At 36.8% G+C, this 23,372-nt stretch carries 23 protein-coding genes; 11 read left to right on the forward strand and 12 right to left on the reverse strand.

Annotated features, from left to right (window positions below):
• Positions 1–87: 87 nt before the first annotated feature.
• Positions 88–1,572, reverse strand: coding sequence for a methionine--tRNA ligase (gene metG / locus VCM44_RS11560; protein WP_120404209.1), 1,485 nt, complete (start codon positions 1,570–1,572; stop codon positions 88–90).
• 3 nt (positions 1,573–1,575) lie between these two features.
• A complete protein-coding gene (gene leuS / locus VCM44_RS11565; RefSeq protein WP_334678852.1) occupies positions 1,576–3,984 on the reverse strand; it encodes a leucine--tRNA ligase in 2,409 nt (802 codons plus the stop codon).
• A gap of 200 nt (positions 3,985–4,184) precedes the next feature.
• Here leuS and VCM44_RS11570 point away from each other — a divergent pair, with 200 nt between their 5' ends.
• The 3 genes from VCM44_RS11570 to VCM44_RS11580 are packed head-to-tail and all read left to right on the forward strand — an operon-like array spanning position 4,185 to position 5,655.
• The gene (locus VCM44_RS11570) at positions 4,185–4,688 is read left to right on the forward strand and encodes a c-type cytochrome (RefSeq protein WP_115361693.1); all 504 of its coding nucleotides are present in this window, start codon (positions 4,185–4,187) and stop codon (positions 4,686–4,688) included.
• A gap of 52 nt (positions 4,689–4,740) precedes the next feature.
• Positions 4,741–5,133, forward strand: coding sequence for a cell envelope biogenesis protein OmpA (locus tag VCM44_RS11575; RefSeq protein WP_115361691.1), 393 nt, complete (start codon positions 4,741–4,743; stop codon positions 5,131–5,133).
• Complete coding sequence (locus tag VCM44_RS11580; protein ID WP_115361689.1) at positions 5,134–5,655, forward strand: gamma carbonic anhydrase family protein; 522 nt, start codon at positions 5,134–5,136, stop codon at positions 5,653–5,655.
• On the opposite strand, the gene VCM44_RS11585 is transcribed toward VCM44_RS11580, so the two are convergent.
• From VCM44_RS11585 to VCM44_RS11605, 5 genes are read right to left on the reverse strand one after another with little or no spacing between them, the layout of a single operon-like run.
• Positions 5,648–6,058 (reverse strand): response regulator, encoded by a 411-nt coding sequence (locus VCM44_RS11585; RefSeq protein WP_115361688.1) that lies wholly within the window; start codon positions 6,056–6,058, stop codon positions 5,648–5,650. The genes VCM44_RS11580 and VCM44_RS11585 overlap by 8 nt on opposite strands.
• Entirely contained in the window at positions 6,058–7,530 is a 1,473-nt protein-coding gene (locus tag VCM44_RS11590) for a hybrid sensor histidine kinase/response regulator (RefSeq protein ID WP_334678853.1), read from the reverse strand. Before VCM44_RS11590 ends, VCM44_RS11585 begins: the two co-directional genes overlap by 1 nt.
• Position 7,531: 1 nt before the next feature.
• Positions 7,532–7,993: a hypothetical protein gene (locus VCM44_RS11595; protein WP_115361683.1), complete on the reverse strand. Its 462-nt coding sequence runs from the start codon at positions 7,991–7,993 to the stop codon at positions 7,532–7,534.
• Between the two features lie 4 nt (positions 7,994–7,997).
• Positions 7,998–8,753, reverse strand: a complete 756-nt coding sequence (locus VCM44_RS11600) for a hypothetical protein (protein WP_334678854.1) — start codon at positions 8,751–8,753, stop codon at positions 7,998–8,000.
• 7 nt (positions 8,754–8,760) lie between these two features.
• Complete coding sequence (locus VCM44_RS11605; protein WP_334678855.1) at positions 8,761–10,485, reverse strand: SpoIIE family protein phosphatase; 1,725 nt, start codon at positions 10,483–10,485, stop codon at positions 8,761–8,763.
• A gap of 70 nt (positions 10,486–10,555) precedes the next feature.
• Between VCM44_RS11605 and VCM44_RS11610 the strand changes: the two genes are divergently transcribed.
• Positions 10,556–13,465 carry a FecR domain-containing protein gene (locus tag VCM44_RS11610; protein ID WP_334678856.1) on the forward strand — a complete coding sequence of 970 codons (2,910 nt, stop codon included), beginning with the start codon at positions 10,556–10,558 and terminating at the stop codon, positions 13,463–13,465.
• A gap of 209 nt (positions 13,466–13,674) precedes the next feature.
• Positions 13,675–15,951: an RCC1 domain-containing protein gene (locus VCM44_RS11615; RefSeq protein ID WP_334678857.1), complete on the forward strand. Its 2,277-nt coding sequence runs from the start codon at positions 13,675–13,677 to the stop codon at positions 15,949–15,951.
• On the opposite strand, the gene VCM44_RS11620 is transcribed toward VCM44_RS11615, so the two are convergent.
• The 4 genes from VCM44_RS11620 to VCM44_RS11635 are packed head-to-tail and all read right to left on the reverse strand — an operon-like array spanning position 15,919 to position 18,052.
• The gene (locus tag VCM44_RS11620; RefSeq protein ID WP_334678858.1) at positions 15,919–17,007 is read right to left on the reverse strand and encodes a hypothetical protein; all 1,089 of its coding nucleotides are present in this window, start codon (positions 17,005–17,007) and stop codon (positions 15,919–15,921) included. The two genes, VCM44_RS11615 and VCM44_RS11620, sit on opposite strands and share 33 nt — an antisense overlap.
• Before the next feature lie 51 nt (positions 17,008–17,058).
• Complete coding sequence (locus tag VCM44_RS11625) at positions 17,059–17,475, reverse strand: DUF1499 domain-containing protein (RefSeq protein ID WP_115361670.1); 417 nt, start codon at positions 17,473–17,475, stop codon at positions 17,059–17,061.
• Positions 17,475–17,789, reverse strand: a complete 315-nt coding sequence (locus VCM44_RS11630; protein ID WP_115361668.1) for a DUF2288 domain-containing protein — start codon at positions 17,787–17,789, stop codon at positions 17,475–17,477. The genes VCM44_RS11625 and VCM44_RS11630 overlap by 1 nt, the downstream gene beginning before the upstream one ends.
• A complete protein-coding gene (locus tag VCM44_RS11635; RefSeq protein ID WP_115361666.1) occupies positions 17,786–18,052 on the reverse strand; it encodes a hypothetical protein in 267 nt (88 codons plus the stop codon). The genes VCM44_RS11630 and VCM44_RS11635 overlap by 4 nt, the downstream gene beginning before the upstream one ends.
• Before the next feature lie 69 nt (positions 18,053–18,121).
• On the opposite strand from VCM44_RS11635, the gene VCM44_RS11640 reads away from it, so the two are divergent.
• The 5 genes from VCM44_RS11640 (at position 18,122) to VCM44_RS11660 (ending at position 21,231) form a co-directional block, all read left to right on the forward strand.
• Complete coding sequence (locus tag VCM44_RS11640; RefSeq protein ID WP_115361664.1) at positions 18,122–18,664, forward strand: RNA polymerase sigma factor; 543 nt, start codon at positions 18,122–18,124, stop codon at positions 18,662–18,664.
• A gap of 13 nt (positions 18,665–18,677) precedes the next feature.
• Positions 18,678–19,301, forward strand: a complete 624-nt coding sequence (locus VCM44_RS11645; protein ID WP_334678859.1) for an NrsF family protein — start codon at positions 18,678–18,680, stop codon at positions 19,299–19,301.
• Positions 19,302–19,368: 67 nt separating this feature from the next.
• The gene (locus VCM44_RS11650; RefSeq protein ID WP_115361659.1) at positions 19,369–19,662 is read left to right on the forward strand and encodes a hypothetical protein; all 294 of its coding nucleotides are present in this window, start codon (positions 19,369–19,371) and stop codon (positions 19,660–19,662) included.
• 14 nt (positions 19,663–19,676) lie between these two features.
• Positions 19,677–20,489, forward strand: a complete 813-nt coding sequence (locus VCM44_RS11655) for a DUF692 domain-containing protein (RefSeq protein WP_334678860.1) — start codon at positions 19,677–19,679, stop codon at positions 20,487–20,489.
• Entirely contained in the window at positions 20,476–21,231 is a 756-nt protein-coding gene (locus VCM44_RS11660; RefSeq protein ID WP_334678861.1) for a DNA-binding domain-containing protein, read from the forward strand. The genes VCM44_RS11655 and VCM44_RS11660 overlap by 14 nt, the downstream gene beginning before the upstream one ends.
• On the opposite strand, the gene VCM44_RS11665 is transcribed toward VCM44_RS11660, so the two are convergent.
• Complete coding sequence (locus VCM44_RS11665) at positions 21,181–21,870, reverse strand: RluA family pseudouridine synthase (protein ID WP_334678862.1); 690 nt, start codon at positions 21,868–21,870, stop codon at positions 21,181–21,183. The genes VCM44_RS11660 and VCM44_RS11665 overlap by 51 nt on opposite strands.
• A 100-nt stretch (positions 21,871–21,970) precedes the next feature.
• Between VCM44_RS11665 and VCM44_RS11670 the strand changes: the two genes are divergently transcribed.
• A complete protein-coding gene (locus VCM44_RS11670; RefSeq protein ID WP_334678863.1) occupies positions 21,971–23,359 on the forward strand; it encodes a hypothetical protein in 1,389 nt (462 codons plus the stop codon).
• Positions 23,360–23,372: the final 13 nt, after the last annotated feature.

Consider the following 23,372-nt stretch of genomic DNA (forward strand, 5'->3'; position numbering starts at 1 on the left):
AAACGCAGGCTTGTTGAAATTGTTTTCTAGCTAAAGTGTAGGGGAGCTATAACAGCGTCAAATCTTAGCTTCGCTAAGATGCCGCTGTTATTTAAGTTCTACTTTTGGAAATAAAGCTTCCGGTGGCTGAGGCGTATAAGTCGCGGCACCAAATTCCATAAGTTCAGTTCCAAGAGCACTTGAACCAATATATTCAAGAGCTGTTTTCGTACACTCTGGAAGGAAGGCCTGAAGCATATATGATGCTGCTGCCATACCGTAGAAACAGTTATAAGCGATTGGAGCAAATGCTGCTTCATCTTTCTTATGCTTCCAAGGCTCTTTATCATTTACGTATTGATTAAGGCTAACGATAAGGTCCCAAATCGCATCAATGGCCTTGTTGTGCTCACGCTTATCCATGAACTCCTTAGCACGCTCAAAATATGGAAGAGCATCGATTTCTTGGGCCACACCTTCTGGCGTGTAGACTTTATCAGGAAAGCTCTTTAGACCTAGTTTGATAACTCTCATTAAAAGATTTCCATAGTCATTTGCAAGCTCAGTATTGTGCTTATCAACTAATTCTTGTTCAGAGAATTTTCCATCACCAGATGATGAAATATTTTTTAGCATATAGTAGCGGAAAGTATCCGTTGGATATTTTTCAAGCATCTCAAATGGATCAACAACATTACCAAGAGACTTACTCATTTTCTTTCCATCTTCAGCAAGAACCATTCCGTGAACATATACTTGTTTTGGAAGTGGAAGGTCTGCGGCCTTTAGCATACATGGCCAAATTACTGAATGGAACCAAAGGATATCTTTACCTATAACGTGCATATCTGCTGGCCAGAACTTTTCTTTTTGATCTGAATCAAGAGCAGAGTAGTAATTGATAAGAGCATCAAACCAAGTATACATAACAAAGTTATCATTACCTGGAACCTTTACACCCCATCCTTGGCTTGGACGAGAAATAGCAAGGTCTCTTAGATCGTCATTTTCAAGGCGAGAAAGAATTTCTTTATAGCGTGCACCTGGAACAATAAAGTCCGGGTTCGCTTTTAGGTGATCGATAATCCATTTTTGGTATTCACTCAGTTTAAAGAAGAAGCCTTCTTCTTCTTTGAGTTCAAGTGGCTTGTGGTGCTCAGGGCAGTTTCCATCAGGTGCTTGTGCTTCAGTATAGAAAGACTCACAAGAAAGACAGTAATTACCAGAGTAGTGCCCGTGGTAAATTAATCCCTTCTCTTCAAGTTTCTTCCAAAGTTCAACACATGAATCTTCATGACGCTTCTCAGTTGTTCTGATGAAGTCGTCATGACTAATATTTGCTCTTGTACAAAGGTCTTTAAAAACTTCGACATTCTTATTAACGAATTCAAGTGTATCAAGACCTGCATCCTTGGCCGACTCAATAAGCTTTTGTCCGTTTTCATCTGTTCCAGTTAGGAAGTATACATCTTTTCCAAGGAGTCGATTCCAACGTGCGTATGAGTCAGTTACGATCTTCTCATAAGCATGTCCAATATGAGGACGCCCATTTGGGTAGTCGATAGCTGTTGTTGCATAGAATGTATTTTTCATAGTTTATCCTTTAACTACAATGTTACAAATTCTTCCCGGAACGTAGATCTCTTTAACAATTGTTCCCGTGATAAACTTTGCTACTTTCTCATCGGCCTTGGCCTGTGCAAGAAAGTCTTCTTTTGAGATATCAGCAGGTACATCAATTGTAGATCTCGTTTTACCATTTACTTGGATGGCCATTGTGATTAGGTCATCTTTAGCAAGCTCAGGATCAAAGGTCGGCCACGGAGCAAGTGAACAAGAAGTTGTTTCACCTAAATTTGCCCACATCTCTTCAGCAGCGTGTGGAGCAAATGGAGAAAGAAGTCTTGTAAATGCTTTGGCCGTCTCAACTGAAACCTGACCAAGTTTAATAACTTCGTTATTCATTACCATCATTGCTGAGATCGCTGTGTTAAAGCGAAGGTTTTCTACATCTTCAGTAACTTTTTTAATTGTCTTGTGTAGGTGCTTTAGAACATCTTGATTCTTCTCTTCACCTTCGTAAGTATTTTCTGGGTTTCCATAGAAAGTGAATGATTTTCTAAGGAAGTTAAATACTCCTTTTACACCTTTTGTTTGCCACGGCTTAACTTTTTCAAGTGGCCCCATGAACATTTCATAAAGTCTAAGAGCATCTGCACCGTATTCTTTGATGATATCATCTGGGTTTACAGTATTTCCTTTTGACTTACTCATCTTCTCTCCATGCTCATCTAGGATAAGACCTTGGTTGAAAAGTTTCTGGAATGGCTCTTTTGTGGAAACAAGTCCAAGATCAAATAGAACCTTGTGCCAGAAGCGAGCGTAGAGTAGGTGAAGAACAGCGTGCTCAACTCCACCAACATAGAGATCGACTGGCATCCAGTATTCTTCTAATTGCTTATCCCATGCAACTTCAGAGTTCTTTGGATCAATGAAGCGTAGGTAGTACCAACAAGACCCTGCCCACTGAGGCATTGTATTTGTTTCACGTCTTGCTTTCTTTCCAGTCTTTGGATCAGTTAGATATAGCCACTCATCAATACGAGCGAGTGGAGATTCACCAGTTCCAGATGGCTCATACTTCTCAACTTCTGGAAGACCAACTGGAAGTTCATCTTCATCTAGACATCTTACCGTTCCATCTTCAAATTTTAAAATTGGGAATGGTTCTCCCCAGTATCTTTGACGAGAAAATAACCAGTCGCGAAGCTTGTAGTTAATTTCTTTCTTTCCGATATTTTTTTCTTCAAGGTGAGCGATAACTTTTGAAATCGCATCTTCTTTATTTAGCCCATCTAGGAAGTCTGAATTAATATGGGTACCATCTCCAGTGAAGGCCGCTTCATTAACGTCTCCACCTTCAAGGACTGGAAGGATTTCAAGGTCGTATTTCTTAGCAAATTCCCAGTCTCTTTCGTCATGAGCTGGAACTGCCATGATCGCTCCTGTTCCGTACGAGATTAGGACATAATCAGCAATCCAAATTGGAATCTCTTTTCCATTAAGAGGGTTGATTGCATAAGCGCCAGTGAAAACACCGGACTTATTCTTATTTAGATCCGTTCGATCAAGATCAGACTTAAGGGCCGCTTCTTTGATATAGGCTTCAATATCTGCTTTTTGATCTTCAGTGGTAATTTTTGCAACTAGGTCGTGTTCAGGAGCTAGGACCATGTACGTTGCACCAAAAAGAGTATCGGGACGAGTTGTGAAAACATCAATTTTCGAATCTGCACCTTTTACTTCAAAAGAAACCTGTGCACCTTCAGAGCGACCAATCCAATTTCTTTGTAACTCTTTTAGAGACTCTGGCCAATCAAGATCATCAAGATCTTCGAGAAGACGGTCTGCGTATTCAGTGATCTTTAACATCCACTGCTTCATTGGTTTTCTAACAACTGGGTGACCACCAACTTCAGATTTTCCATCGATTACTTCTTCGTTAGCTAGAACTGTCTTAAGTTCAGGACACCAGTTAACAGAGATCTCATCTTCAAAAGCTAGGCCTTTATTATAAAGTTGAGTAAAGATCCATTGAGTCCACTTATAGTAATCAATACTTGAAGTTGCGATCTCACGATCCCAATCATATGAGAATCCACAAGCCTTTAGTTGTCTTGTGAAGTTTCCAATATTTTCTTTTGTAATTACATTTGGGTGAGTTCCGGTTTTGATGGCGTAGTTCTCAGCAGGAAGTCCAAATGAATCCCAACCCATTGGGTGAAGAACATTGTGTCCATTCATTCTTTTAAAACGAGCTAAGATATCTGTTGCTGTGTATCCTTCTACGTGACCGACGTGAAGTCCTGCACCTGATGGATAAGGAAACATATCCAATACATAGTATTTAGGTTTCGTTTTGTCTGTTGAGTCGGTTCTAAAAGTTTTGTTGTCTTCCCAAAACTTTTGCCATTTTGGTTCAATCTCACCAAAGTTGTACTGCATTAAAAGCTCCTGAATTTACTTAAGTTTTTGTGGCCGAATTATAAACCCTATAATGTAGAACGTCCATGTATTAGCCGTGCGTTATTGATGACGCGCAAGGTAGTAAGATTTGAGCTTGATACCTTTACGATTGCCAAAATCAGTCAGGACAATTATACTTAAGCCATTAAAAGTAGATTAATTTTTGGAATGGAGAAACGATGTATCGTTTAGTGCTATTTTCCCTCACTTTAGTAGGGCTAGTTCTTGTTATGAACTTATCAAGTTACCAGAGCGTTGAAGTCAACAATGAGAAATATAATTTTGAAGCAGCTGAAAAAGCTCATATTGCTCACTTAAAAGAAGTTGAAGAACTTGCAAAAATACACGCTGAAGTTACAGCTCCACCAGTTATCACTGATGAAGTAATCGAAGAAAAGACAATTATCCCTTTAGATACTCCACAACTTGAAAGAGCAGATAAGCTTTATAAGCAATGTATTGCATGTCACGCTAAAGATGGTTCAGGGAAAGCCGCTAATAAGGCACCTCGTATTGGTGGACAAATGGAATGGTATATTGAGAAGCAACTTCTTGATATGAAAAACGGAGTACGTGTTAACCAGCAAATGTTAACTATTGTTAAAAAACTTTCCCCAGAGGATATTGCTGATTTAGCAGCCTATCTTTCAAAGATTCCATGGGGTGGAGTTAAAGAAGAATAAAATTCAAATCTAAATAAGGCCGCTTTAAGCGGCTTTTTTTTTGGGAGCAATCATGAAGATATTTTCACTATCGCTTTTAATTGTCTTAGTTGCCTGCGCTTCTAAACCTAAACTCTACCCCAATAAAGCCTATCAAAAATATGGAAAGGAACAAGCTGATCGAGATATCTCTCTTTGCATGGATAAGGCCGATGAGTTTTTAGAAAGTGAGCGTGGAAGGCAGATGATTCGTGAAGGTGGAAAAGGTGCTGCATGGGGTGCTATCGTTGGTGCTGTAGCAAGTGCTGTCTTTGGTGGAAATGCTGGACGAGGAGCCGCTCAGGGCGCAGCTATTGGCGGAGCGAGTGGTGCCGCATCAGCAGGTCTAAGTGAAGATGAAGTAAAACAGCGCTTTGTTAATCGCTGTCTTGCAGAAAAAGGTTATGAAGTAATTGGGTGGAGATAGATGACGCTATATCGTTATAAAGGAATTGAACCAAGTCTTGGTGAGGGATGTTTTGTCGCCGACTCAGCAGATGTCATAGGAAAGGTCTTTCTTGGAAAGAATGTTTCTCTATGGTTTCAAGTTGTTGCTCGTGGTGATGTGAACGAAATACACATAGGTGATAATTGTAATATTCAAGATCTGACAATGCTTCATGTTGTTGAAGATATTCCGTTAATTATCAAAGAGAATGTTAGTGTGGGCCATAGTGTAACTCTACACGCGTGTACAATTGAAGAAGGCTGTCTTATTGGAATGGGGGCCACTGTTCTTGATGGTGCTGTCATTGGAAAAAACTCTATTGTAGCAGGGGGAAGTGTTGTTCCTCCTGGAAAAGTTTATCCCCCTGAGAGCTTTATTATAGGTACTCCTGCTGTTGCCAAAAGAAAGCTCACACCAGAAGAGGTGAATACATATAGTAATCATTATAAGTCTTATCTTTTAACAAAAGATGAGTTTTTAAATGAAGTCGAGCCTATTTAATCTTTAGGAGAGAGTAGACCTTATCGATGAGATCATCTCTTGAAAATGGCTTTACTAAAACATTTGTTACACCAGAATTAATAACACTAACCATTGAGCGATTATCTAAAAATCCTGAAATAAGAAGATACTTCATTTTCTGATACTTCATTGATTTACTTGCAACATCGATAAAATAAGTTCCATCCTTATCAGGTAATTTATAATCAATAATAACAAGATCAAAGTCTTCATTTCTAAGTTTTAAAAGTGCCACACTTACCGTATCAGCAGTAACAATATTTTTAAATGCACCAGTTTGTTCTAAAAATGTTTTGATAAGAAAGCAGATTTTTTCCTCATCATCAACAATGAGAACAGAAGGTTTTTTTGCTAATGGTGGACTTGCCGGAGACATTGCCATTAGTTATTCTCCTCACTCTTAATTCCAAGTAAATCTAGAATATCTTCTTTTTCAAAAGGCTTCTCAAGGAAACCCTTTATTTCCTGATAACCTGCTATCAAGTTCTTTTGAGCTACACCTGACATTATAAACACAGGTGTCTCATCTCCTTGACTAGCAAGCTCTTTTGCAAACTCAACACCATTCTTCTCAGGCATATCATAGTCTGTGATGATGGCATCTACATTTGTACCCAATAGAAGTCTTTGAGCTTCAATTGCATCGGAAGCAAAGATAAGATTTACTGGCCCATCTTTAAAATACTTTGCAAATAAGTTTAATATTTGTGGTTCATTATCAATTACTAGAACTCTTTTGAAATCTAAATTGATACTAAGTTCACTATCTGTAAATGAAGTCGTCTCCATTTTTGGAAGAGTGATTTCAAAATTACATCCGCTATCAGAATCCACAAGCTTTAAACTACCTGAATATGAATCGATAATTTTAGAAGAAATAGCAAGGCCAAGCCCTGTACCTTCTCCAACTTCTTTTGTAGTAAAGAAAGACTCAAATATTTGTTCTTTATTTTCTGTATTAATTCCCGGTCCATTATCAATAACATTGATAATGTGGCAAACATCATCTTTTGTAATTGTTATTGTAATAGTAGGAGAGGCTACCTTAGCGTCTACAAGGGCGTGGATTGCATTAGTTACTAAGTTAATAATAACTTGCTCCATTTCAATTGGGTTTGCCAAAATAATTGAAGACGATTTGCAGTCAAATTCAACTTTAATTCCATCTTGTTCGAGTGGAACTTTCAAAAGGCTAAGAGATCTTTCAACTACTTTTTCAACAGAAATAAATTTCTTATTACTATCTTTATTGTGTAGGAAGCTCTTTAAGCCTTTTATGATTTTTGTAATACGATCAATAGAGTCTTTAGTATCGTGAATACTTCCAGTGATTAGATCTTTTGATTCAATATTCTCATTACTAATTAGAGCATCCACTAATTCAAGGTTTCCAGATGCGATCGTAAGAGGATTTGAAATCTCATGTGAGATCGTAGCAGTAATCTCTCCGATAGTACTTAGTTTATCGGCTTGAATAATTTGGTTGTGTATCTCTTTGAGTTCTTCAATTTGATATCGATATTTTGTATAAAGATTCTTTTCAATACTAATATCATTAAAGCAGACAATCTTTTCATCATTTGCTTCAATCGCTTTAATAATAACGTGGTAAAAAGTTTGATCGTCAAGATAGATCTCTACTTCTGGACCGACTTTTACACCTTGAATATCATAGAGAAAACTTTCAATTTCAAAACCTGTAAATAAGCTTCTAAGTTTTGGTCCTTTCTTTAAAATTCGTGGTGACTTCTTAAAGAATGAAGCAAAGTAGTGATTATAATAAACAATTTCATTGCTCTTGTTTACAACACAGATAGGTTCGAAAATTGAATCGTAGAGATTGTAGTTGCTCATATTAGCTCATCTGTTTAATGAATTGAAAGTATTGTGCTTCGATAGCATCAAACTCAAGTTCTTCTCCTGCATCATTTTTCATAACAGGTGCTTTATTATCAACAACGTCACTTGTATTAATTAGAATCATTTTTACTTCGTCAGTTGATTCTTCGTAATATGGAGCATAGAAGCTCTCAACATCAATACCAGGCTTGATAAAGCCGTGGACCATATTAATTTGTTCGATGACACTTTGTGGACAATGAGAGTAGGTGATCTTGCCAGATAATTCACCTAGCATATTGATCCATTCTCTAATTCCACATGAGTTTATCATTTCAACATTGTTAAAGTTGATATGTAACTTTTTATCTTTCAAATCGAGAATAGGCTTTAGATCAGCATCCTCGTCAATTCTTCCTGTTAGATTAACAATGGTTGTGTCATTTTCTGTTTTGACTTCAACACTTAAGTTACTCATAGTTTTATTCCTTTAAATTATATAAGTTTATTGAAGGTATTCTTTTACTAATATCTTTGTATCTTTTGTTCTTCTCAATATAGACATAGAAGTCTGTTGATTCAGGATTTTGAACAACTTGCAAGCGATCACAATTTTGCAAGATGAAGTATAGTCCTAGTCCTGCTCCACGGCCCTCTTGCCTTGGTTTCTTCTCTTTAGCTGCTCGGTAAAGGGATGAAACAATTGAGGATTTCTTCACTTTAGTATAACTCTTGTAGTGGATAATAATCTTGCAATCATCTTGAGAAACGCGTATTTCTCCCTTTTTTTGGGTACTTGTCCTATGAAATATATCATTTGTGTAGAACTCGTTGGTAACTAGATTTAGTTTACTTGAGATACTCTCGTGATAACCATCGAAGTCAATATCTTGAAGAAGCTGTTGAAGGCTTTTATCAAACCCATCTTCACTTTCAATAATTACTTTATTTTGCACCTTGGGAGCGATACGACTTTCGAGATTATTTTTTCGTTCATCATTTATAAAGTCCACGACAGATTTAATTTCATCTTTTAGGCTAGGGGAGTTTGCAATAATATGATTTGCACCATTATCAACTAGATACTTTAAGTTAATAAGAGTGTCATAGCGGCTGATAAAAATATCACTGGCCTTTTGAAGCTCATCTCCAATTGCAATATTTTGATTTGGAGAATGGAGATTGAGATTTTCAATTTCTTCAAATTCTGAATGTTGGATATTTAACTTTATTCCCATAATTACATCACTTTACTTCAAGACAAATTAGCGTTAGATCATCATCAAATGAGTCAGACCCTCTGTGGTCGTATACAACAGAAACTATTGTATCACGAATTTCTTTACTTGTGTTTTGTCCATAGGTCATAAGGATCTTAAGAAGTTTTCTAAGTCCCCATTGTTTACCCTCAGTATTTTCAGCTTCAGTAATTCCATCCGTCATATAAACAAGAAGCTCACCGGCCTCTAGTTTGATCGTTTCATAAGAGTATGAAGATTCGTTACTTTCACCAAGTCGAGGTCCTTTAGCATCAATTAGTGGAATAATATCTGCTTTAGTGATCTCATTCTTCTTTGGAACTTTTAATACTTCCAAGTGACTGGCGTTTGTATATGAATACTCTCTTGTCTTGGTGTTGTAGACCGAAACAAATGCTGTAAGAAGAATTTTATTATTTGAAAGATCGATGACTTTATTTAAGTACTGAGTGATTTCAGCTGGAGAAATAAGAGATGTCTCTTCTTCTAGTCTTATTTTAATACTATTAAAAGCCGAATTAATGGCAGATGTTAGAAGCGCTGCTGGTAGGCCATGTCCTGTAGCATCTGCGATAATTGTTATGATAAAGTCACCAAATTCATGATGTCCCCACCAGTCACCACCACATTCACTTGCTGGTGCTGCATAAGAGCTAATACGGACAGCGTTGGTTTCAATATCCTTAGGTGGAAAGAACTCTTCTTGGACAAGTTTTGCAACTTTTACTTCCTCGTCTAAACGGGCCTTCTCCTTCATCTTTTCAATATAGTCTAAAATATCGCGAGACATCTGGTTGAATGAATCGCCGAGAGTTCCTAGTTCATCTTTTGTTTTAATTTCTACTGTTGACTCAAAGTCTCCTTGTCCAATACTTAGTGCACGTCTGTAAAGTTTTTCAATAGGCTTTGAAATTGTTCTCGATAATAAGACGATAATAATTGTAGAAAGTGCGATAATGAAAATGGCAAAATATAAAGCTCTTTGAGTTAAAAACTTTGTTACTGAAAGAGCATCTGATTCAGAGATAGTGGAAACAACAGAAAGCTCAAAGGCCTTTGTTTGTGCTGTTGATATAAGGTAGTCATCATTGTTGAATCGAACCTTTTTAACAATATTATTTCCTTTGAATTCATTCTTATCATACTCACTTAGCCCAATAAGATCATTTCCTAGGACTAGCTTTCCATTTTGAAAGACGAGAGTATTATAGGTGCGGTTTTGTGAGAGTAGGTTATTTAAAATATTGGCCTTAATAACTATGGAAGCAAGATTGTCTTTAAACTTTTTAGTGAGAATAACAAATTTTTCATCTTCAAAAGTAAATGATGCAATTGAATCATTCCTTTGATTCTTTGGTATGGCCAATTTGAATTGGTTCTCATCTTTATCAAAGTCGCGATTAATGATGAATTCGCCTTTTTCAAGGTAGGCCAGAATATACTTTGTTTCACTAATTGCTTTTGATTTAAGCTTTTTGTTTTTAATAAGTGATAAGTTTTGAAGATCAGAAGTAATTCGATTAAGAGTATAATTGAATTCTTTTGCTACACTCGTAACGTTAAAGAGCGAGTTCTCGTAGAGATATGCTTTCTTATCTTTTTCAAATAAGTGCGTCGCATACTTTGTCAGAAAAGCAATAACAACAATCAGCAATGCAGTATTTAAAGTAATCAGTTTAAACTTGATCGGAAAGATCGGTTTCTTGCCCATTATTTACCTACGTAGAAGTCTCTTAAATATTTAGATACAATGATATTAACGATTTGCGTCATGCGCAAGAATGAGAAAAGAGTACCAGTATGGAAAGAGGATAGTGGGACGAGTTAATTCACTATTAGATACATTCGTTATCTTAGTATGTATTTGTGTTGCCGCCTTTGCTGGCAATCAAGTTTTTAATACTTCATATTATCCACCGATAATTGGTGGAGAGCGCATTACTTTAGGCCAAGTCTTTGAACTTCGAAATGATGTCCGTCGCAGAAGTTTCGATAATTTCTCATGGCATGATCTTGGAAGTAACGAAGCCTTATATCATAATGACCGAATCTTTACGGACAAGGACTCCACAGCTGAGCTTGAATTTAGTTCTGGAAATCGACTGAAAGTTTCTGAAGAAAGTCTTTTTAAAATTACGCAAGATACTGATGGAATTAATCTTAATATTGAGCAAGGTGTAGTCTTTGCTACATTAAGTAATTCTAGTGAAGCATTTGTTGTAAAAGTAGGTGATCAGATTTATGAAATCAAGTCAGATAGTTCAAAGATTAAGATTTCAACAGATGGTAAGAATAAAGAACTTTCAGTATTAGAAGGACAGGCCAAAGTTCGCCTTGGAAATCGTGAGGAAACAATTGAAAAAGGTGTTCGTGTACTTTTAACGAATGACTCTTATACGGTAAAGAAAAGTTGGCCAAGCGAGTTTACTCCTACTGATGGTAAGCTTTTCTACCTTGTTGAAAATAATCAAGTGAAATTCAATTTCAATGAAGATGTAGAAAAACTACATCTTTCAAAAACTAAGTCTGCATTTGAAAATGGGGAAGTCTTTGACGTAACAAATAATCAAATCGCAATAAAGGACTTAGGGCAGGGGATTTATTACTGGCAGGTTTCCAATGATAAAGAGGTTTCGACTGAGAAGTCATTTGAAATAATATTTGAAGAGATTCCAACATTTGAGAATTTAGAAAATGAATCAAGATTACTTGTTGGGCAAGAAAAGACAATTTATACACAGTCTTTTGATTCAATCGATTTTTTCATTAATGATGAAATTATTGAAGATGTCGATTATGATGATGGCGTTTTAAAAGTTAATTTCGATGAAGTTGGCTCTTATAAATTAAGCTATCGTAATAAGTCCATTGAACACCCATTTGCTTTAAAATCAAAAAGTCATTTAATTGAAGTTATTAAGGCACCTGAGAAGATTGTTCTTAAAAGACCATTTAATGGTGAAGAATATTATTTCTACCAGAAAGATCTCGTTGAGTTTAATTGGGAAACAGCAGATCTTCCTGAGGGACTTGAGACTTATCTCGTTTTAAATGGAAAGAGACACCTGGTGGCCGGTCAGTCTTATAAGATTCCTATTGAAGAAAGTGGCGATTATGAATGGTCCCTAGAGTATTACTTTAATGGCGAAAAAGTATCAGCATCTGATGAGAATGAGTTTAGTGTAACATTTGATAATGATAACTCCGCTCTTGAAAATGGACGAAAGGTAGTCGTTAAAAAGCCAGGAGATATGATTGACTTAACTTGGGCAAATAAAGCTGCTCCAGGAGAGCGCTCTTTTCAGGTAGAGATTTCAAAAGATCGTAGCTTTAAAAATATTGTTCAAGAGATTGAAACAACTGAGGCCAATACAAAATTACTTATTAAAGAGCTTGGTGTTCATTATTGGCGAGTGAAAAATGAGTCTGGAAAATTTGTTCCTCCAGTAAAGATTATAATTGTTCCTCCACCGCCACCGCCAGCACCGAAGATTAAAAAGATAGAAAAGCGTGTTGAGATTAATCAGTTAGGGCCAATTGTTGGAAGAGTTTTGAATTGGCTTATTCCTGTTGCTCATGCAAAAGACGATATTGTACTTAAGTGGGAAGCTGTTAATGATGTAAAAGAATATCGTGTACAAATCCTTGATGGAGATGACATTGTCGTCGATGAGAAGGTGAAAATAAATCGCTATGAATGGAAGGATTATTCAGTTGGACATTTTCAATGGCGTGTATCTGCTATTGATTATTGGAACCAAGAGAGTGAATTCTCGTCTAAAGAAGACTTAATTGTTACAAAGAAGTTTGGTGGTGCTCAAGGCATTAATTTATTATCACCTAGACATGGTAAGAGATTTAAGAAAGACGATGTCATTGAACTTCAATTTGAACAAGTAAGAGGTGATAGGTTCTATATCGAATTCTCTAAAGATCGCTTTTTTAGAAATATTAAAGAAGTTAGTTTGGGGAAGGCGACGTCTTATCGATTTAAAAATCAGCTTGAAGAAAGCTTTTACTGGAGAGTTAAAGCAATTGAAAAAGGTGATGTCATTTACTCAAAGAAACGTCGAATCGATATTAAAAAAGAGATTAAAGAAAATAGAATTTCTAAATCAAAGCCTAAACTAGAAAAGAGTGAAAGAGATACCCATTGGTTTGTAGGGTTTAGTCCTGAATTATTAACTTACGATATTATTAGTAATTCAAAGAAACTAGAAGTCGATGACATGAATCTAATTTCTATCATTGGTGGTTATAAAACAAAGATTAAGGACTATGATGCTAAGTTTTCTCTCAAGCATTCAAGTGGAGTTGTTTTTGAAGATCTAGCTTTTAATCGTACACGTCTAGGGGCCCAAGTATTAAGTCCTTTAAAGTCTGTCGCTGGGCTTAAGTATGGAGTCGTCACTCAAGTTGAATATCGAAATGAACTAAGTGTTCTAAGCGAAAATTCTATTGAATCAAATGCAGAGTTTTACCTTAACCTCGCTCCATCTCTTAATTACAAAATAGGTAAGGTTTCAGCTGAGCTAAATTACTTTATTCTAAATTATTCTGGCCTAAACTTTGAAGTTTCTTACGAAATAAGTGATATGTATCAAGCATCTTTTAGCTATGAAGACTTTAGCAATAGCGACATCGAATCCAATCAGCAAAGTATGGCCTTTAATCTTCAATACAACTTCTAGGAAATGTAATTTATTGAATGGCCATAATACTGGTCAGTTTATAAGGGCATAAATCTTCATATTTACACCTAAGTAACTGAAATCTTGAAATTCTTAGGCCATTTCAGAACCTCACCGAACAGCCACTTATAATAAGAGAAAGTTAAACTTAACTAGTGAGGGCTATTTTGAGGGGTAATAAGAAAAGGCCACATTCACATTTATATTTGTTGAAGACGTTGGTCTTTATACTTGGGATTTCATTTATCACATCTTCTTGTGTGCCAGAAAGTCTTGATGACTTAGTTGATGTGCCTGGGGCAGATCTACCAACTTTACCAAACCTAGATGTTGCCTGCTATCAGGATATTTATGCACCTAAAGAAGAGGATATAACGAGAAATATTGATATTCTTATCATTCCAGATACATCTGGTTCTATTATCGAAGAAAGGGCCGACATTGCTGAGGGATTCGATGCCTTCTTAGATGTAATACCTGCTGCTGCGGATATTAATATTGCAGTTATGCTAGGACACGGTTCAACCTCATCTCATTTTGGAAAACTTTATACAAAAGGTACTGAGCCAACGATTCTATCTAATCGTTCTTTAACAATTGAAGAGATCAAGACTCATTTAAAAACAAAGATGCAAAATCCAGCTGGAGATTATGCAACCGATGGTGGTGAAGCTGGTTTAGCTTCTCTTAATCGTGCTCTTGATGCCGACTATTTTGCAGCAATTCAGGAACAAGGATTCTTTAGGCCAGATGCCGCACTTGTTATTGCCTTTGTTGCTGATGAACAAGATATTTGTGCGATTTATCCAGATGGTGTAACTCCTGTCGCTGACCCACAAGGGGGAGAGGATCGTTCACGTTTAGTCGAATGTTTTGATGGTGAAACTCAAGTTGTAACGCCAAAGAGTGTTTATGATAAATTAAGTGCTCTTTATAATGACCGCCCACTTGTTACTGGTGGAGTAATTTATAATAATGCTTCAACAATGCCATTTGGTGGAGAAAACGAAATTGGTTATGGTTATAAAGAGTTTGTTGAATTCGGTGGTGGCTTCACTGTTGATATGGCAACAGGTGATTATGGTGATGGACTATCAAAGTTAGGTACACTTGCCATGACTCGTATTGATCCTATTAATGACTTTAATTTAAAAGTATCAAATATTGATACAAATACAATTCGTACATTTGTTGATGGTGGAGAGGTTCAGTATTCATATGATGCAGAAACTAATATTGTTTCTTTAAATGATGAGAGAGGACCTTTTTCTACAGCGGCAGTACAATATTGTGAAAAGCCTCTTGTAACAAAACAAGTAATTCAAATCGTGGCCGGTGGTAACCACTCTTGTGCATTATTAGCTTCTGGTGAAGTTAAATGCTGGGGAGATAATACTTATGGCCAATTAGGGCAAGGTAATACAGAAAGAATTGGTGATGATGAATCAATTGATTCGATTGCTCCAATTGATTTAAGTGGAGAAAAAGCTCTTCAGGTCATTGCTGGTAACCTTCACACTTGTGTCTTAACAGAGTCAAATAAAGTTAAGTGTTTTGGAGATAGTGCCTATGGGCAGCTAGGGATGAGCTCTACTGAAAAGTTAGGCGATGATGAGCCTCTATCTTCTTATGGTTATACTGATATTGGTGGAATTGTTAGAAAGCTATATGGTGGAACTTATCATAATTGTGCTCTTCTAACGACTGGTGACGTTCGTTGTTGGGGAATGAATACATTTGGCCAACTTGGGACAGGTGACACTGAAGCAATCGGAGATGATGAACCTGTATCTACAGGTAGTCTAGTCGACTTAGGTGGTAAGGCCATTCAAATGGATATTTCATCGATGAGTTTCCATGCATGTGCAATTCTATCTGGTGGAACATTAAAATGTTGGGGACGTAATTCTCACGGACAACTTGGTCTTGGCCATTTAAATAATGTCTTAACGCCAGTTGAGCCAACATATACTCCAAAAGGAGTTATCGCTGTAACAACGGGAGGGATTCACTCTTGTGCTCTACAGTCTGATTCAACAGTATTTTGTTTTGGTAATAATAACTTTGGACAACTTGGTTCAAATCCTGGTGAGTCAATTGGTGACGATGAGACAACAGAGTCTCATTCAGCTCTTGATTTAGGTTTTGAAGCCGCTTCAGTTGTTGCTTCAAATACATCAACATGTGCTATCTCTAAATCTGGAGAAGCTAAGTGTTGGGGTAGTGGTGCAATGGGGAAACTTGGACAACAAGACACTTCTAATATTGTAGATGGACTTGCCCAATTGCCGGCCATTGATCTAGGACTAAGTGTTTCTCAAGTATCTGGTGGTTTCCATCATCACTGTTTCTTATCAACAGATGAAGGTCTTGTGAAATGTATTGGTTATGGGGCCCATGGTCAGCTAGGTAATGCTAATACTGATGATATTGGGGATAATGAGTCTCCAGCTTCAATTAGCTTTCTTAGTCTCTTTGATATTTAATCCAATCATTAAGATTAAAAGTAATAAGGCACCGAGGATCGTTTGATTCTTCGGTGTCATGTCTTCTCTTACGGCACACCCTGGTTCAATTCCTGAAGAAAGTGTTTCTAAACTTGTTGCTCCGTGAGTAATGATTGTAGGACTTGGTGAATATGAGCCACCGACTCCCGTTATTGTTCCATCGAGATCATCGAGTCGAATAATTCCATCTCCACCATCTCCACCTGCTCCGGCAAGGGCACCTCCTGCGGCACCACCTGTTCCACCATTGGCAAGTAGGGCAGAGTTTAGTTCAATATTTAAAGATGATTGTAAGAAGATGACTCCACCTGCTCCTGCACCTGAGCCACCAGATTGGCCGTTTGCTGAACTTGTTCCTGGTTGACCATTTCCACCTCTTACATCAATTTGTGCATTGATATAAATATCACCGCCGGCAGCAAGATGAAGTGCACCACCTCCTGCACCACCCGGTGTTCCACCTGGTTCAGTAAAAGTACCACTACTTTCACAACCATCTCCACCGTTTCCTCCACCGGAGCCACCTCGAATCTGTGTCTCAAGTGAAAGGGCCGAGTCATAAGTTGTGGTTGTTGATCCAGGGGCACTCATTGTATCAAGCCCATCTGTTGGCCCTGATGCCTGACCTACGCCACCATTTCCACCGAGGTTAACGTGAGAGCCTCCGGCACCACCACTTCCTCCGATATCAGCAAAACTAAAACCACCACATACCGCATTTGTAGCATCGCCACCTTCAGCTCCAGCAACAACTCCGCCACCAGCGGCTGCACCACCAGCTGTACCTAAGAGAGTTATTGTATGATCAATGGTCGCATCACCTTGAACCTTAATAATTAGTGGGTTTCCATCAGAGACTGTAATAGCTCCAGTTGTTACTAGAGAGGTACAATTGAATGCTGTTCCCGATACAGTTGATGTAACACTAATTGCACCACCAAGGGAGCAAGCTCCATCAGAACCATCACCAATATCAATTGCGGCGTAAGTACTTGATGAAATTAGTAAGAATATAGGTAGAATAAATCTCTTCACTGAAGAAATTTTAACATATCTTAAGGATTGCTTTAACTGGGAAGGATTGTGTTAGTAATTGCCTTGATAGAAGTTAAAACGGATATTTTCTACTTGTTTACGGCCTTGGTCGTAAGAGAAGAAGCTCTGTTTTTTCACTTGAGAGCGAACTTCAATGCGCTTCTTTGCTCCATTGGCGATAAATTCAAGATGAACATTATCATTAGTAACTTTTAGGTATTCACTATTTCTTTCAATTTTAAAATCACCGATCTTACGGATAACTTTTTCAATAATATCCATATTTTCTTTAGCGCTGGCCCCTATCATTTTGAACGGCATAATATAATTTGGAGACGAGTCTTTTTCTAAAGAAGAGAGGCAATTTTCAATGGCCGGACAAGTGAAGTTGTCGATACTTGATGACTCTTGAATAATGAATTCTTTTGCACATGAAACTAATAGCAATAAAGTCATCAAGTATTTCATTAGACCAGTCCTTCTTTTTTTATCTTAACTAGAACATATGGTTGAACAATTAAATATTTAAACTCTGTATTATTCTTTTCCCAAAGTTCAATTTGCTCGTCAGTTGGGCGATACATTTGGCCATCTGCTAACCACTTTTTAATATACTCAACTTGATCAGATGCCATTGTGTATCCGACAGCTGGTAGTTCAAGTTCATCATTAATCATAAAGAGGGCCTCTCTTTCATGGTGAGGTTTTAAGATGTCCCATCTTGCGTCATCAATTTCACTTGTCAGTCTTTCTAATAAGTTTTGATTATTCTCATCGCTCATAATGATCTCATTGAATCCTTATCTTCTTTTATTATTGCTAGTAACTTTTCTTCAGTATCAATATAATTAGAAGTATGCACTTTCTTAGCAGCATCGATTAACTCATCTGAAATATCTTCTTGGTCGAGTTCCTTCTTAATTAAAGTAAAATATTCGCGCTCATTCTGATTCTTTCTTTCTTCTTTCTTACGATAGTAAGGTGTAAGTATGAATAAGAAGGCCAAAATGGCGATCATTGACCAAACAATATGATATATCTTCAACTTTTCTCCTCTAGTGTTTTGATGCAAAGTAGATGTACGCCCTTAAATATACTATGTTAGAATTGCCTTGTGAATGATTTAAAAAAACTCATTATATTGTCACAAAATGGTGATCAGGAGGCTTACCGCATCTTTCTTGAGGCCATTTCACATATTGTGAAAAAGATCGTCTCAGTGAAAGTTTTTAACGAGTCTCATCGAGATGATATATGCCAAGAAATATTAATGAGTATTCATCATTCACTACCGACGTACTCACCTGAACGACCGGTAACGCCATGGGTAAATTGTATCATTGAACGAAGAATTATTGACTACATCCGTAAGTACTCAAAATTAAAAGAAAGAGAAGAAGAGTTTCAGGAAGATGTCACAAATCCTCAAGATCTTACGAATACAGGAATAGATAGTATTGAAAAATTGATTATTAACGAACAATTATCAGTACTCATAAACAAGTATTTAACTGAGGAGTTGAAACGGCCATTGCTCATGGCCAAAATTGAGGGCCATCAAACAAAAGAGGTGGCCGAAACTTTAGGGATCACTGAGTCAGCTGCTAGAACGAGAATATCTCGCGCTATGGCAAAACTTAAGAAAGTCGTAAAGTAGAAGTGGGAATATTATGAATGATAATAAATTAATAAATTCATTAGTTGATGACTTGAAGCCAATTAAACCACTACCGGCTCCATGGATTCGCACTCTTGTTTGGATGGGATCACAAATTATTATTAGTGTCGTAGCGATTTATCTAAGTTCTCCAATTCAGCTAAAGTACATTTCAAATATACAATTTCTTTTGCAGGTCATCGTTGCCAATATTGCTCTACTTGTAGGGGGCTATCTCGTTTTTGCTAATTCGATACCTGGGCTATTAAGTGAAAAAAAGAACCTTATTTCATTTATCCCGTTCTTACTTTTATTTTTATTACTGGGGATAAATTACTTTTTTCCAACAAACTTTCCAGTAGAGGAACATCATCGTCCACATTGTTTACTGGAGCTTAGTATTTTAATGGTAATAGGATTTGCGCAGAATTATTATATGCTTAAGAAAGGCTTTATTGCTTTTGAGCGCTCAATGCTAACACTGAGCTTTCTAACAAGTGCTATGATTCCAATTATCATACTTTATTTTGCATGCTCATTTTCAACTGAACACCTCTTAGTATCACATTATCTACCGGTTGCAGTGATAACAGGAGTTGGAGTTTTATTTTTTAAATTTAAGAATAAAAAAATGTAACAAAACAATAAATAATTTCGAACAAGGAATAGAGAATATAATTTTATATTCTAATAAGGAGAAAAAAATGAATTCAAAAAAATCACTACTAATGGGTGCTGCTGTTGCTGGTCTTATGATTTCTTGTACTGGAACAGAAAAGAAGATGCCTGAGGTATCTGCTAACGAAGTAATGTGTTACGGGGTTAACTCTTGTAAAGGCCAAGGGGCTTGTCACGGAAAAGTTGATGCATGTAATGGGAAGAATGGATGTCAAGCTGAGACTAAGTGTGGTGGTCAAAACTCTTGTAAAGGTAAAGGTTTAATTAAACTGACTAAAGAAGAGTGTGAAGCTAAAGGTGGAAAAGTAGCTCAAAGATAAGCTAAGGTTATATTATGCATAAATATGGTGTCGGTCTTAGACATACTCATTTTCCATTCTTAGAAAAAGAAGAGAACTTGAACCACTCCGAAGTAGAGTGGTTCGAGGCCTTATTGGAAAATTATATGGAAACAAAAGGTCGCCCATATAAGATGCTTGAAAAAGTGAGAGCGGATTATCCCATTGCATTTCATGGGGTCTCTCTTTCAATTGCCGCAGATGAAGACTTAAACCTTGATTATATGAAAAAGGCCAAAGAGCTCTATGACCAATTTGAGCCCTTTGTCACAAGTGATCATATGTGCTGGACTGGGCATGCACATTCAAATCTTCATAACTTACTACCGTTTTCATATACTCAAGATAATCTCGATCGCATTGCCCATAAGGTGATGAAGGCCCAGGACTTCTATGGAAGAGAGATGACGTTTGAGAATCTTTCGGCGTATTTTACTCTTAAAAATTCAACGATGACTGAAGCCGAGTTTTTAAATAATCTTGCTAATAAGACAGGTTGTAAAATACTCTTAGACTTCAATAACGTTTACGTGAATGCCATTAACCAAAAGTTTGAAGCGCAAGATTTTTTCGAGACGATTGAATTGAAGAATGTTTCCCAAATTCATCTGGCCGGCTTTTCTGATTTAGGCACTCATCTCTTTGATACTCACTCTCATCCAGTACATCAAGATGTATGGAAGTTATTTAAAAAGTATTGTCATAAATTTAATGTACCAATCCTTTTGGAGTGGGATGAAGATATCCCTGATTTTCCAATTCTTGAAAAAGAGCTTTTAAAGTCAAAGGAGATTTATGAACAACAGTAAATTTCAAAATGACTTTTTAAAAGGTGTTATTACAAAGGATATTTCAAAAGATATTCTCGATGAGATGATACCAATAGGAGAGTTATCGAGTTCTCAAGTGATGGAAGTCTATCAAAATGATTATCGTGCTCGCTTACAGGAAGTCCTAGGTGATAATTACGAAGCTTGTTGGTTTGTTTTAGGTGACGAAGACTTTCTAAGTTATTCATATGAATACGTGGAGGCAAATCCTTCAAGTTTTACCAATCTTCTTCATTATGGGGATGACTTTCCTGAATTTCTCGCAAAGAAGGCCAATGATGTTAGTTTTATAAAGGATCTCGCTGAATTTGAACGTGCCTTTTGGCATCTCTTTCATCAAAGAGATTGCTTACTAAGTTTTGATCCTCAAAAATATGGAGAGGCCATCTTTGAACAAAAATTAAAGCTAGTTCCTAATTCATATTTCTTATTTGAAAGTGATGTTGAACTTTCACAGCTTTGGCAAATGCGAAAAGGTGACGTTGATAAATCATTCAATGAAATTCAAAATAAAGAATACACTCTTTTATATAAGAATCATGAGCGTGTCCAAATTCAAATTTTATCAGAAGGACTTTACTTATTACTTAGAAACCTTGAAAAGTCTCAAACAATATTAGAGGCAGTTGAAGGTATTGAAGAAGAGAAGTTAAGTGATCCAGCGATATGGTCAATTTTCTTTGGCTTCATTTCCTATATTAGTAAGATCGAATTGAAATAAATCATTAGCAATATTTATACAATCCTCAGTTACTGGAGATGAGATTATGACTTCTTCTTTTGTGAAGGGATGGATAAATCTTAGCTGATAAGAATGGAGAAATATTCGATAGAATTTATAATCCTTTCTGAAGATATTATTAATCGAAGAATGTCCGTATTTCGTATCACCTACAAGATTGTGCATTCTTCTTGAAAAATGTTTTCGAATCTGATGCTGGCGACCTGTGAATATCTCAATATCAACTAAGCTATACTCATCATTTGATGTAAGAGTTTTAAATGAAGTCTTGGCCTCTTGTAGTCCCTTGTCTGTTTTAATGGGGAAGTCATAGACACCTTCAGTCTCAGTAACTCCCTTTACCATTGCAATATAGTGTTTTGAAACATTCTCACTATTCCATTGTTCTTTCATCAGCCGAGTCGCTTCCTTACTCTTTGCAAAGAGAACGACTCCAGATACTGGCTTGTCGAGTCTGTGAATTGGAAAGAGGTAGAGATCGGTCTGCTTCTTGAGTGATCTAAGAAGGCTGCGACGATCCTGGCTTCTCGCCTTAAAAGGATGTACTAGCAGATCACTTGGTTTCGTGGCCGCAATATAGTGCTCATCTTCAAATAGAACTTGGATTTTCTTTTTCACCAAATGTTTATACCAGACTTTAACTAGCTAAGTATACGGATTTAAAAGGATATTATAAGAAATATAAGGTTTTGGCCAAGATGTGACCGATAAGTAAGTTATGAAAATTGTGTCTCTAACGTCATTCTTATTACTTTTTGGCCTGTCTACATTTGCGAATGAGTCTGGTGTTATTTATCGCCATGAAAAGATACAAATTGAATATGATCGAAATGAAGATAAGTTCATCTTTAAAAATGGAAATTTTTTAAAGGAATACCCACGTTTTCGCTATCGCGATATGATTTTGGAAAAATTCATTCAAGTTCCAAGTGAGGATCGCCAGAAGCTTGAAGAGCGACTTAAGCTGATTAAGAATACATATCGAATGGGGGATGCTGCTCCTGAGGAAGTTCTCTCGTCAGCTCTTTCGGATTTTGAAACCATTAATAATGCTAAAGATTACGATTGTGGAGATTCAAGAATCTCAATCAATGAAGAGAGTCCAGACTTTGTTGTTGATATGGAAATTCCAAAGATTGAATTAAAGAAAGATAGTTTTCTAGGTCTTGGAGAGCTTCAATCTGCAGAATTTGAGTTAAACACTAGTAATGATAATCCTCTGCATGGTGCACTAATGTTTGTTGGTGTAACTGAGTATGAAAAGAGGGATACGTTTGAAGGAGATGACCGAGGCTTAACCTTTGGAGCAAAACCTTCGGCCAGGTTCAAATATGAAAATGGAGAGTTGTCTATTAGTTACAGTTCTAAAGTCTATACAAAGCTAGTTTCTAAGCCTTGTGGAATAGTTGAAATTGGTGGACTGATGTATCAAAGACATTGTTATCAGAATGAGGACGGTACTTGGAATCAAGAAGCTTTGAATCGAGATGATTTAGATATCAAGGTTTATCGTCGCATTGGTGATGATAAATCTACTTTTGTTGAAGTTGGTGTTGGTATTACAACATTTGATGATAAAGGTCTTGCAGCATCGACTCAAAGAGGATGGCATGAGTTAACTCAAGAAAATGGGACTGTTCAATATGAGAATGTTGAGCATATGGAACGAGTGATGTCTCCTAAAGCAAATATAAGAATAGGTAAAATCATCGATCTAACAGACCCTGATAACAAAGTCTCCCTTTCTTCAGAGGTTTATACCGGAGGGCAAGTCTCTTATATCGGTGGAAATGAGAACTTCATTTCAATCGGTGGAGATTTAAAAATTAAAATCAACAATGATGACAAGTCGAAGTTTCCAATTGTTGAGACGCGCTTTTATTACGATGCTCAAATAACTCAATTGAATGAAGTTAATGAAAACTATGGAGTTGAAGCGAGAGCAAATCTCTATGAAAGAGATAAGTCGAGAGTGTTTTTAAAAGTTGGAATGGGTGTTGAAGATGATTATTATAATCGTTTATATGAACTTTATGGACAATCTTTTGTCGACGATCGTTTAGACCTTCAGCATTACTTGGGAATCGGCTTTGAACAAAGGTTCTAGGGATCTCTCCCTA

The sequence above is a fragment of the Halobacteriovorax sp. DPLXC-1 genome, from assembly GCF_036903125.1.
GTDB classification, from domain to species: Bacteria; Bdellovibrionota; Bacteriovoracia; order Bacteriovoracales; family Bacteriovoracaceae; genus Halobacteriovorax_A; species Halobacteriovorax_A vibrionivorans.

Excerpts from the sequence above, each read along its gene's own strand:
- VCM44_RS11630 (WP_115361668.1), bottom strand. The coding sequence starts at position 17,789 with ATGAGCGATGAGAATAATCAAAACTTATTAGAAAGACTGACAAGTGAA.
- VCM44_RS11670 (WP_334678863.1), top strand. The coding sequence starts at position 21,971 with ATGAAAATTGTGTCTCTAACGTCATTCTTATTACTTTTTGGCCTGTCT.
- VCM44_RS11580 (WP_115361689.1), top strand. The coding sequence starts at position 5,134 with ATGACGCTATATCGTTATAAAGGAATTGAACCAAGTCTTGGTGAGGGA.
- VCM44_RS11660 (WP_334678861.1), top strand. The coding sequence starts at position 20,476 with ATGAACAACAGTAAATTTCAAAATGACTTTTTAAAAGGTGTTATTACA.
- VCM44_RS11610 (WP_334678856.1), top strand. The coding sequence starts at position 10,556 with ATGAGAAAAGAGTACCAGTATGGAAAGAGGATAGTGGGACGAGTTAAT.
- VCM44_RS11575 (WP_115361691.1), top strand. The coding sequence starts at position 4,741 with ATGAAGATATTTTCACTATCGCTTTTAATTGTCTTAGTTGCCTGCGCT.
- metG (WP_120404209.1), bottom strand. The coding sequence starts at position 1,572 with ATGAAAAATACATTCTATGCAACAACAGCTATCGACTACCCAAATGGG.
- VCM44_RS11645 (WP_334678859.1), top strand. The coding sequence starts at position 18,678 with ATGAATGATAATAAATTAATAAATTCATTAGTTGATGACTTGAAGCCA.
- VCM44_RS11655 (WP_334678860.1), top strand. The coding sequence starts at position 19,677 with ATGCATAAATATGGTGTCGGTCTTAGACATACTCATTTTCCATTCTTA.
- leuS (WP_334678852.1), bottom strand. The coding sequence starts at position 3,984 with ATGCAGTACAACTTTGGTGAGATTGAACCAAAATGGCAAAAGTTTTGG.
- VCM44_RS11605 (WP_334678855.1), bottom strand. The coding sequence starts at position 10,485 with ATGGGCAAGAAACCGATCTTTCCGATCAAGTTTAAACTGATTACTTTA.
- VCM44_RS11595 (WP_115361683.1), bottom strand. The coding sequence starts at position 7,993 with ATGAGTAACTTAAGTGTTGAAGTCAAAACAGAAAATGACACAACCATT.
- VCM44_RS11600 (WP_334678854.1), bottom strand. The coding sequence starts at position 8,753 with ATGGGAATAAAGTTAAATATCCAACATTCAGAATTTGAAGAAATTGAA.
- VCM44_RS11570 (WP_115361693.1), top strand. The coding sequence starts at position 4,185 with ATGTATCGTTTAGTGCTATTTTCCCTCACTTTAGTAGGGCTAGTTCTT.
- VCM44_RS11625 (WP_115361670.1), bottom strand. The coding sequence starts at position 17,475 with ATGAAATACTTGATGACTTTATTGCTATTAGTTTCATGTGCAAAAGAA.
- VCM44_RS11650 (WP_115361659.1), top strand. The coding sequence starts at position 19,369 with ATGAATTCAAAAAAATCACTACTAATGGGTGCTGCTGTTGCTGGTCTT.
- VCM44_RS11585 (WP_115361688.1), bottom strand. The coding sequence starts at position 6,058 with ATGGCAATGTCTCCGGCAAGTCCACCATTAGCAAAAAAACCTTCTGTT.
- VCM44_RS11590 (WP_334678853.1), bottom strand. The coding sequence starts at position 7,530 with ATGAGCAACTACAATCTCTACGATTCAATTTTCGAACCTATCTGTGTT.